The following is an 11,042-nucleotide window of genomic DNA, read 5'->3' as shown; positions in this document are numbered from 1 at the left end:
TTTTTATTGGGTTAAATAAGCGAGTTAGCGGGCTTTTTTTAGCCGCTATCGCCAGCTTGATTTGTGGCAATGCAGTACCACCAAGCACATCGCGTTTCGCTAAACAGGCTTCAATGGTGAGGTTGGGATAAACATCATCTTCAATGATGGCAGCAAAGGTTTTTAACTCAGCCAAGGAGAAATCCTCCAGCGGAATTTGCTTCGCAATTGCGGCAACAACCACTTCACCCACAACATGGTGCGCCTCACGGAAAGGCATACCCTTAGAAACTAGATAATCGGCCAGCTCAGTTGAGTTTGCATAACCCTGCTGCGCGGCTAACAGCGCATTAGGACGATTCACCACTAAACCGGATAACACCAGAGCCGCCATATCCAAGCAGATTGCCCAACTGTCTACGACATCAAACAGGCCTTCTTTATCTTCCTGCATGTCCTTGTTGTACGCTAAAGGCAAGGCCTTCATGGTGGTAAGAATGCCCACTAAACTGCCATAAACCCGGCCCGTTTTACCACGGATAAGCTCTAATGCATCAGGATTTTTCTTCTGTGGCATCAGGGATGACCCAGAGGTCACTTCATCACTCAGGGAAATAAAGTTCGCTTCGCCCGAGTTAAAGAAAATCAAATCTTCGGCCATGCGGCTTAAATGCATCATGCTGATCGATGCCGTTGAGCAGAGTTCTACCACATGATCTCTATCTGACACACTATCTAAGCTATTGAGTGTCGGCGAGGCAAAATTCAGCGCTGCGGCCAGAGCGTGCCTATCCATTTTATAGGCTGTACCTGCAAGGGCGCCTGAACCTAATGGGCAGGTGTTAGCACGAGTTAACGCATCGGATAAACGACTGATATCACGTTCAGTCATTTCCACATAGGCTAAGCACCAGTGGCCAAATGTCACAGGTTGAGCGCGCTGCAAGTGAGTATAACCTGGCATTACCGCATCAAATTCACGTTCAGCCAAAGCCAGCAATTCAGCATGTAGGCTTTGAAGGCGTGCGAGTAATGCTTTGCCTTCAGATTGACACCAAAGTTTTAAATCGGTGGCGACTTGATCGTTACGGCTGCGGCCAGTGTGCAATTTTTTACCAAGATCGCCGACTTTAGCGATCAGCGCCGACTCCACGAAACTGTGAATATCTTCGGCGCCCGAGGCGAGAATAATGGCTGGATCGCCCTTCACTTCCACCAGCAGCTCATTAAGCGCTTTTTTCAAGTCGCTGCATTCGGTTGTTGTGATAATTCCAACGCTAGCAATCGCATCCGCCCAAGCAATGGAGCCGACCACATCCTGTTCGAACAGACGATAATCCACGGGTAGCGAATCGTTGAATAATTTGAATAGCGCACTCGTTTCGCCCTGAAATCTTCCACCCCATAAAGCCATGCTATATCCCCTTGCTCACTGCTAATTTGAAATCGACTAAATCTGCATCAACACCTTAAAACAAAAAAAGGGCGCTAGGCGCCCTTTTAAACGACCTATTACTTAGGCTTAACATCATTAGCGTTAAGTGCGCGAATGCGGCTCGCTAATGAGTACAAGCGGATAAAGCCTTCTGCATGTTTTTGATCGTACACTTGATCTTCACCGAAGGTGGCAAATGCTTCGGAGTACAAGCTATTGGGTGAACGTTTTTTCACCGCTGTCGCTTGGCCTTTGTAGAGCTTAACGACCACTTCACCATTAACAGACTCAGCCAATGACTCAGATGCCGCCAGCAGCGACTTGCACAGTGGTGTAAACCAACGGCCGTCATACACTAAATGCGCCATTTGTGCGCCAACCTGCTCACGCCAGTTACGGCTGGTCTTGTCGAGTACGAGTTCTTCAATCGCACGCAGCGCAGCGAACATCACAGTGCCGCCCGGGGTTTCGTAACAGCCACGAGACTTCATACCCACCAAGCGGTTTTCGGTGATGTCGATACGACCCACACCGTGCGGGGCTGCAATGGCATTCAGCTTCATCAGCACAGCATAGGGTGTTAATGCCTCACCGTTCACCTTAGTCACACGGCCATATTCTACTTCTAGCGACACATATTCAGGCTTGTTCGGTGCATCTTCAGGATCCGCCGTCAGTGTCCATACACCTTTGCTTGGCTCGTTCCATGGATCTTCTAACTCACCGCCTTCATGGGAAATATGGAAAGCGTTGGCATCACGGCTATAGATTTTAGTCGCTGACGCTGACGTCTTGATATTGCGCTCGGCAAGATAGGCCAACAGATCTTCACGGCTCTGCATGGTCCACTCACGCCATGGTGCAATCACTTTTAAATCAGGTGCTAATGCGGCGAAACAACCTTCGAAACGTACTTGGTCGTTACCTTTACCAGTACAACCGTGACACAGAGCATCGGCGCCGACTTTACGGGCGACTTCAACCTGCGCTTTGGCAATGATAGGACGCGCCATTGACGTACCGAGTAAATAAGTGCCTTCGTAAATCGCACCGCTCGCAATCGTTGGGTAAATATATTCTTTAACGAATTCTTCTTTCAGATCGACGATATGACATTCGGATGCACCCGAAGCTAAGGCTTTTTCGGTCAAGCCAATGAGCTCTTCTTCGCCTTGGCCGACATCGGCGCAGAATGCGATGATTTCGCAGTTATCGTAGTTTTCTTTTAACCAAGGAATAATGGCCGAGGTATCTAGACCACCTGAATAGGCTAAAACCACTTTTTTCACGCCAGTATTTTTGTTCTCGATAGACATCTTAAATTCCTATGACTCGTTTCTCTTAAGGAGAAAACAGGCTGCTAAACAGGGTTAATTTAACTAAATAAGGTTACCAGTACCGCATTTTGGGCATGCATCCGATTTTCGGCTTGTTGCAGAATTAAGGAGCCTGCACCGTCCATCACTTCATCTGTTACTTCTACACCACGGTGGGCGGGTAAACAATGCATAAAGAAGTTAGCACCCGCTTTCACCATCAAGGCGTTGTTTACTTGGTATGGGGCAAACTTCGCTTTGATATCCGACAGCGGCGTTGGATCACCCATTGAAATCCAAGTATCAGTATAGATAGCATCATGACCTTCAATCGCATCAATATCAGACGTTAGCACTATCTTAGCGCCATATCGCTTGGCGAGTTCTTGTACTTCCGCCACAACGTAGCCATCAGGAAAGTGACCCGCAGGGCAGATCACTGTCATGGTGGCACCGAGAATAGCCGCGCAATACATCAGCGAGTTAGTGACATTATTACCGTCACCAACATAAGCCAACTTAGCTTTGCTAACATCCTCATACTGCTCGGCGAGTGTTAAAAAGTCGGCTAATGCTTGGCAAGGATGATAAAGATCCGACAGCGCATTTATCACGGGCACAGTGCCAAATTGAGCTAATTGTTCAATGGTCGTATGGGAATAGGTTCTCGCCACAATCGCATCGGCCCAACAGGACAGGTTAGAAGCAAAGTCAGCAACCGATTCCCGTTGACCTAACGCACCATTTTGTTGGTCTAGGTATAAACAGTGGCCACCGAGCTTATTAATACCGATATCGAAGCTAACGCGTGTTCTGAGCGAGGGCTTTTCAAATAACATCACCACACTCTTGCCATCCAGCGCATGGCGATACTCAGCCGGATTGGCTTTGATCGTTTTTGCCAAGGCAATCAGATCGAGTAACTGCTGCTGGGTTAAGTCTTTTATCGATAGTAAATGCTTCATAACCTACTCCACTTATGGTTGGATTTGTGTTCCTACGGCTTCACCTTTTGCTAATGCGATTAATTGGCTTGCATCACGCCACGAGGCAACTTGAACCGCCTGCCCCATCCACTGCGCTACTTCGAGCGCAGCTTCAACTTTGACCTTCATTCCCTTTTCGATCACACCTTGTTTAACAAGGTCTGCTATCTGCTTGCCATTTAAACTGTGAATAAGTTGGCCTTTGCCATCGAGTACGCCGGACACATCCGACAACAACACTAACTTGCCGCCCACTAACTTGGCTAATGCCGTCGCCGCTTGGTCGGCATTGACGTTAAGCATTTGACCATCGTCCATCATGGCGATAGAACTACAAATAGGCATCCAACCTTGCTCGAGGATAAACTTAAGATAAGTGCCATCTTTTGGCGTGACTTCACCCACAAGTCCTAAACGCTCATCTTTAATCTTAGCCGACACAGTGTTGCCATCGGCGAGGCTCATGCCCACACTCACGATGCCAGCCTTAGTCGCTGCGCCTTGAAGGATCTTATTCGAAGTGCCCGCCAATGCACCGGCAATAATCGGCATTTGCTCAGGCGGAGTCACCCGTAAACCTTCTAACTTGACGGTTTCCATACCATTAGCCGCTAACTGCTCGTCCACCAAACAGCCGCCGCCATGCACCATCAACACCTGCTGACCATTGGCTAACATAGCCGCAGCCGTATCCATTAACCGCGCCATCCCCATTTCACACTGCAGCAGCGCGCCACCGACTTTAAGAACTAATACTGAGTTGTTTGTAGACATCTTGACGACTCTCTTAAATAAGGATGAACAATTAAAGGTTAAAATGAATCTTTATGCATTGCAGCGCTTGGCTGGCAGCACCTTTCATCAAATTATCGATGGCACTGGCCACTACTAAGTAACCGCTAGTCTCATCAAACTTCCAACCTAAGTGGCAGTTGGGTGTCAGCACCACATCGTCCACTTTCGGGAACTGATTGTGCTTCACTGTGACCAATGGCGCCTTGTCATACACGCTATAGGCCGCGGCCACATCGGCAGTCGTTGTGCCTGGTTTTAGCTGCACGGTAATGGTCGCTAAAATGCCACGCTTAAAGTTGCCAAGGTGCGGCGTAAATATCACTTCTTGGCCAAGCTGAGTGGCGATCTCGGGTTGATGTCTGTGGCCTAATACGCCATAGGGCGTCAGGCTCACTTCACAAAAACTGGTGTGTAACTGCGCCTTACGGCCCGCACCTGTTACGCCGCTCACCGCATTGATCACCGGATAAGCCGATGTGAGTAAATTAGCGAGTGGTTTTAAGGCTGTAAGTGATGCGGTTGGGTAACAACCTGGCACGGCAATCATCTTAGTTGCAGCGATTTCTTTAGCATTCCATTCGGCAAGACCATATACGGCTTTGGCTAAAACCTCTGGATATTCATGCTCAAAACCATACCACTTAGGATATTGCGCCACATCGCTGAAACGATAAGCACCGCTTAAATCGAATACCGCTAAACCTTGCGCATAAAACCAAGCCGCTAAATGCAGGCTCACCGAGTGCTCAGTCGCTAGCACCACCGCATCGGCTTCGGCAACGATTTTTGCCTTAGCCTCATCGGTTAAGGGGGAGAGAGATAGAGAAATATGGCTATAAACAGGATACAAATCTGCTAAAGGTTTACCTTTATCTAAACTGTTTTCAGAAACATACAGCCCCTGAATTGTCAGATCTGCTTCCGCATGGATTAAAGCGGTGAGTTGTGCGCCTGTGTAACCACTGGCACCGATAATGGCGATGTTTTTCATATGTATTTTTTATAAACCGAATCAAAGAAACTTAAAGAATAGATGAATAGCGTACACGCAGCAGCGTATCTCTATGATGACAAGACTATCGTCGCAGGAAATTATAATGGGTTGTTCTTTTATTCACTGTCAGGTTAATGCTTTGCATCATGGTATTTACTCTACAGGTCACGAAGGGTGACTCATCTCAACTGCTGGCTAGACTACCACAAACATCTACTTATGCAATATATGTGAATATATATTTTTAATTTATTTTCATTTATCCTAGACAGTACCGGAAATTAGCTCGCCATCATTTTTCAGCTAACTCGTTAATAATGCAGCTATCTAGGCTTAAATTAGTCCTTTTTATTAACAGCTAAGATACATAATCGCAAAAGTAAAAATGATGCACTTCATATTCACTTACGCTAATCATCACAAAAAATTGCGTTAGTTCGCATATATACTGAATATTCTTCAACAATTATTTGGATTGATTGCATATAAGATAAGTCGGTCGTATAAGTTATAAGTTCTGCTGTTGACCATTGCCCTAAGTGATAGGTATTGTGCTAGCGGACTAAATGCAAAGCGGATTTTTATGTTTTTCTATTCGGAGTAACTATGGTGGTAACCAAGGCAGACAATATGATCGATATGTATGCGTCATTAAGATCGAACGTGAGTATGTTAGGACAAATCCTTGGCGATACTATGCGCACCCACCTCGGCGATTCTTTTCTGGAGAAGGTTGAGCAGATCCGTAAACTGGCCAAAGATTCACGCCGTGGTGACGAAGCAGCTAGAGAACAAATGCTGGAGCTCCTAACGGCCCTGCCAGATGAAGAGTTAGTCCCGTTCGCTAAGGCTTTCAACCAATTCCTAAATCTCGCCAATTTATCAGAGCAATTCCACACCATTAGCCGTAACTGTGACGAACTGGTTTGTGTCCCCGATCCCGTAGAACAACTGCTTGGCCGTATGCTCAATAGCCGCATAGACCAAACTAAGATGTTGGATTGCTTAAAAACATTAGACATAGATCTCGTGCTCACGGCCCATCCAACGGAAATATCCCGTCGCACCCTGATCCAAAAATATGCCGCCATTGTGGACTGCCTTGCCGAGCAAGAAAACGATCAACTGTCGGATAGAGAACGTCAGCAAATCAATTTACGCCTTCGCCAATTAATCGCCCAAATTTGGCACACCAATGAGATCCGCCGCGAACGCCCTACGCCTGTGGATGAGGCTCGCTGGGGGTTATCCACCATTGAAGAATCCCTCTGGCATGCGGTGCCTGATTTCCTAAGACAGCTTAACGATCAGGTACAGGAGCGCACTGGCCAGCAATTGCCTATCGATATAGCACCAGTACGATTCTCAAGCTGGATGGGCGGTGATCGCGACGGCAACCCCTTTGTCACCGCCAAAGTCACCCAAGAAGTACTCGATCGCAATCGCCATGCCGCCGCCAGATTGTTTTTAAAAGATATAGTCCTGCTCGTAGGCGAACTGTCGATGGAAGAAGCCAATGATGAATTAAAGGCTTACACCAACAATAGCTGTGAACCCTATCGTCTAGTACTACGCTCACTTCGCCAAAAATTACGCGATACCATAGATTACTTAAACGCTCGTATCGAAGGGCATAATCCTGAAGTCGATAAGTCGAGCCTGATTTGGCAAGAAAGCGATCTCAAAGCGCCACTAGAAATGCTCTATAAGAGTTTGACCGACTGCGGCATGCGTTTAATTGCCAATGGTTTGCTTTTGGATATCCTGCGTCGTCTCGCCTGTTTTGGCATTCATATGCTCAGACTCGATATTCGCCAAGACGCGAATCGTCATAGCGATGTGCTAGCCGAGTTAACTCGTTACCTCGGTATGGGCGATTTTAATCACTGGGATGAAACTGAGAAGCAAGCCTTCCTATTACGCGAACTCAGCAACCGTCGTCCATTGATCCCGAGCAACTGGCAGCCCTCTGCCGATGTGGCCGAAGTGCTCAGTACTTGCCGTTTAATCGCTAAACATCCCGCTAGGGCCCTAGGCTCCTATGTGATCTCAATGGCGAGTAAGCCCTCGGATGTATTAACCGTGTTACTGTTACTCAAAGAGACAGGTTGCTCACACCCTATGCGCGTGGTGCCACTGTTTGAAACCTTAAGTGACTTAAATAACGCCGCCGAGTGTATTACTGCATTACTCGATATTGACTGGTATCGAGGCTACACCAAGGGCATGCAAGAGGTCATGATCGGTTACTCCGACTCAGCCAAAGATGCTGGCGTTATGGCTGCCGCCTGGGCACAGTATCGGGCGCAGGAGCAATTAGTCACAGTTTGTAAGCAAGCGGGTGTCAAACTCACCTTGTTCCATGGCCGTGGTGGCAGTATTGGTCGCGGGGGCGGTCCTGCGCATAAAGCCATTCTGTCACAACCGCCAGGTTCAGTGGATGGCCGTATTCGAGTGACCGAGCAGGGTGAAATGATCCGTTTTAAATTTGGCCTACCCAAACTCGCGGTTCAAAGCTTAGCCTTGTATACCTCTGCCGTATTGGAAGCCACTTTATTACCTCCGCCAGAACCGAAACAGCAATGGCGTGACTGCATGGAACGTATCGCGCAGGAGTCCGTCAGCGCTTACCGTGGCATAGTGCGTGATGAACCTGATTTTGTGGCATATTTCCGCGCAGCAACGCCAGAAGTTGAGCTGGGTAAACTGCCACTTGGCAGTCGCCCAGCCAAACGACGTGTCGATGGTGGCATAGAAAGCCTACGGGCAATTCCGTGGATCTTTGCTTGGTCGCAAAACCGTTTGATGTTACCCGCATGGCTCGGCGCAGGTGAAGCGTTACAAGCCGCCAGCGAGCGTGGCGAGATGGGTTTACTTCAGGATATGGAGCGGGAATGGCCTTTCTTCAGCACTCGAATTTCAATGTTGGAAATGGTCTATGCTAAGGCGGAACCTAATTTGGCCCGCTACTATGAAACCTGCTTAGTACCGAAAGACTTGCATCACTTAGGCGAAACCCTGCGCCAACGCTTAGATCTCGGCATTAAAGTCGTGCTCGCACTCACAAAATCGGATAGTTTAATGGCGCATACACCTTGGAATCGCGAGTCGGTTAAATTGCGAAATCCCTATATCGATCCATTAAACTTCTTACAAACCGAGTTATTAGCGCGGACACGTAAGGAAACCACCGAAACACCCGCCTCCGAACATGTACAGTTAGCACTGATGCTAACCATTGCAGGTGTCGCTGCGGGCATGAGAAACACAGGTTAATGAACAAAATTACCCGCACAATCTGCTTAGGGATCACTGTACTGCTTGGCGGCTGCGTCACCCAGTACAGTATCAGCGAGCGCGAAATGGAGCAGTACCTCAGTAAAGAAATTCACTTTGAGGTTAAGCAAGGCAATCAATTCGTTGGTGCAGAAGTGCGCATTAACGACATCAGTGTCAGGCTAGGAGAAAAACCTGACACTATGAGCGTGAGTGCCGCAACTCAAGTGTCAATTAAGAATCCAATCTTGCCACTAAGCGCAAAATTGACAACTACCTTTGAAGCCAAGCCCTGGTATGACAGCGCGACCCACAGCGTCTATCTACGCCAGCTCGAATTAGTCAAAGTGGAGTCAACACCAAAGGATATCGAAAAAGCGATTAGCAGCGCCACACCACAGGTGATGAGCTATTTGAGGCTATTTTTAGAGAACCAAGCCGTCTATGTGCTCGATACAAAAGATAGCAACCAAGCCTTAATGGCAAAAATGACCGAAAGCATTCAAGTTGCCCCCGGTAAATTAGTGCTTAAGTTCACTAAATAACTGATCCTTTGTGGATTATCCGCCATAAAAAATGCTCCCTCGGGAGCATTTTTGTTAATAGATTTAGACTGGCGGAAACCAATAAATCTTTAAGCTTGTAAAAGAGCTTGTAAAAGAGCTTGTAAAAAGAGTTACTTGCTGAATCGCCCAATCGACTGATAATCGACAATCACGGCTTCAGCTAAAAGCTCACGTCTTAACATATCGTAGGCGACCGCCGCACTTAAACTACGCACCAGATCCCGCGAACGTCGTGGTAGCTTAATCATCTGGCTATAAACACCGCCGCGAGTCGCTAAAGCGATCGCCACAGTGCCAACTGGTTTATCTTCTGTGCCACCATCGGGCCCCGCAATGCCACTGGTTGCCAGCGCATAGTCACTGTCTAAAATTTGCCTTGCCCCCTTAGCCATTTCTTCCACAGTCGCAATGGAGACAGCACCATGATCATCTAAGGTTGAAGGATTAACACCTAACACGCGCACTTTAGATTCATTGCTGTAGGTCACTAATCCGTGCTGTAAGTAAGATGAACTGCCTGGGAAATCGACCAACTGACTGGTAATCATGCCGCCAGTACAGGACTCGGCAACGCTTAAGGTCAAGCCTGAGTTAAGTAGCTTATAATGAATTTCTTCGGCAAGAGTGGCTTTATCTTCTGCGACAACCGCAGTACCCAGCACCATTTTGATGTGTCCAGCAACGCGAGGTAATACCGCAATCGCCTTCTCGCCACGGGCGAAAATCTTAATCTCAATATGCGGCATAGAAGAACGGTAACCGATAGTAATCCCCTCCGGCAGCTCAAGTGGTTCTAACTTATCCGCCAGAGCCGACTCGCCTTGGCCTATGGTCAATAGCTTCTTCAAAGCAACCTTGGAATCAAGATTAAACTCTTCGCGGATAAAAGGCACAAACTGTTCTGTAACCATGTGCTTAAGCTCAAAAGGCACGCCTGGTGTAAAGAATAACCAAGCGCGATTAAGCTTAACTCTAAAGCCACAGGCGGTACCCACAGGGTTATCTACCATCACAGCAGATTCGGGCAACATAGCTTGCTTGAGATTGCTTAAAGGCATCTCACGATTATTGCGGGTAAACCAGTTCTCTAAACGCTCACGCCACTCAGCATTTTCGACCAATGACTCACCCTTCGCCTTTGCCATAGCTAAAGCAGACATATCATCACTCGTAGGCCCTAATCCCCCATTCACTAAGATCACATCCGCATGCAAGCTACGTTCTTGGAAAACCGCAATCAGATCCTCGAGGCGATCGCCAACAGTCACTCGACGCTGGATCTCGACACCATGCTCCATCATAGTACTGGCAAACCAAGCGGCATTAGTATCAACAATCTGGCCCGATAACACCTCTTCCCCAGTACAAATCATCTCTAACTTCATCTCAGATCCTTATCTACCCCCAACAAATTAAAACATAAGGTAAGTAACCGCTTAACTAATAGCAATAGCTAGGCTCGATCCAGAGCTAAGATCGCTGTAGCGACCATTGTCAGGATAACGATGGAAATAGCAGGCACAGGGAAGAATTTTTCATCGCGTGAAGAAATAATGAGGGGAAACGTACAAATTGGAGGAAATCTAGATTGAATTTAACAAATGACAGATGCAAAAAAGCCAGCTTATTCAGCTGGCTTCGTCACTGCTCTTTTCAGAGCTTATTAGGCGCTTGGCGATGACCTACTCTCACATG

8 protein-coding genes are annotated in these 11,042 nt (G+C 47.5%); 2 read left to right on the top strand and 6 right to left on the bottom strand.

The features are described from left to right. The 5 genes from argH to argC all read right to left on the bottom strand — a co-directional run. A partial coding sequence (argH, locus tag SOHN41_RS00990; RefSeq protein ID WP_083820710.1) for an argininosuccinate lyase occupies positions 1-1,393 on the bottom strand: 1,393 nt, incomplete at its 3' end. 98 nt (positions 1,394-1,491) lie between these two features. Beyond that, positions 1,492-2,730 (bottom strand): argininosuccinate synthase, encoded by a 1,239-nt coding sequence (locus SOHN41_RS00985; protein WP_007644496.1) that lies wholly within the window; start codon positions 2,728-2,730, stop codon positions 1,492-1,494. Positions 2,731-2,789: 59 nt separating this feature from the next. Beyond that, positions 2,790-3,695, bottom strand: coding sequence for an ornithine carbamoyltransferase (locus SOHN41_RS00980; RefSeq protein WP_007644495.1), 906 nt, complete (start codon positions 3,693-3,695; stop codon positions 2,790-2,792). A 12-nt stretch (positions 3,696-3,707) separates the two neighbouring features. Then, a complete protein-coding gene (gene argB, locus SOHN41_RS00975; RefSeq protein ID WP_007644494.1) occupies positions 3,708-4,490 on the bottom strand; it encodes an acetylglutamate kinase in 783 nt (260 codons plus the stop codon). Between the two features lie 31 nt (positions 4,491-4,521). Further along, the gene (argC, locus tag SOHN41_RS00970) at positions 4,522-5,502 is read right to left on the bottom strand and encodes an N-acetyl-gamma-glutamyl-phosphate reductase (RefSeq protein WP_007644489.1); all 981 of its coding nucleotides are present in this window, start codon (positions 5,500-5,502) and stop codon (positions 4,522-4,524) included. A gap of 609 nt (positions 5,503-6,111) precedes the next feature. On the opposite strand from argC, the gene ppc reads away from it, so the two are divergent. Continuing rightward, complete coding sequence (gene ppc / locus SOHN41_RS00965; RefSeq protein ID WP_037457756.1) at positions 6,112-8,781, top strand: phosphoenolpyruvate carboxylase; 2,670 nt, start codon at positions 6,112-6,114, stop codon at positions 8,779-8,781. Next, positions 8,781-9,326, top strand: a complete 546-nt coding sequence (locus SOHN41_RS00960) for a DUF1439 domain-containing protein (protein WP_037457754.1) — start codon at positions 8,781-8,783, stop codon at positions 9,324-9,326. The genes ppc and SOHN41_RS00960 overlap by 1 nt, the downstream gene beginning before the upstream one ends. A gap of 131 nt (positions 9,327-9,457) precedes the next feature. Here SOHN41_RS00960 and SOHN41_RS00955 read toward each other — a convergent pair whose 3' ends face one another. Next, positions 9,458-10,732: a CinA family nicotinamide mononucleotide deamidase-related protein gene (locus SOHN41_RS00955; RefSeq protein ID WP_007644486.1), complete on the bottom strand. Its 1,275-nt coding sequence runs from the start codon at positions 10,730-10,732 to the stop codon at positions 9,458-9,460. Positions 10,733-11,042 lie beyond the last annotated feature (310 nt).

It is taken from the genome of Shewanella sp. HN-41, assembly GCF_000217915.1.
Lineage (GTDB): Bacteria > Pseudomonadota > Gammaproteobacteria > Enterobacterales > Shewanellaceae > Shewanella.
The sequence above is the reverse complement of the archived record's forward strand: the minus strand, read 5'-3'. Positions and strand labels throughout refer to the sequence as shown.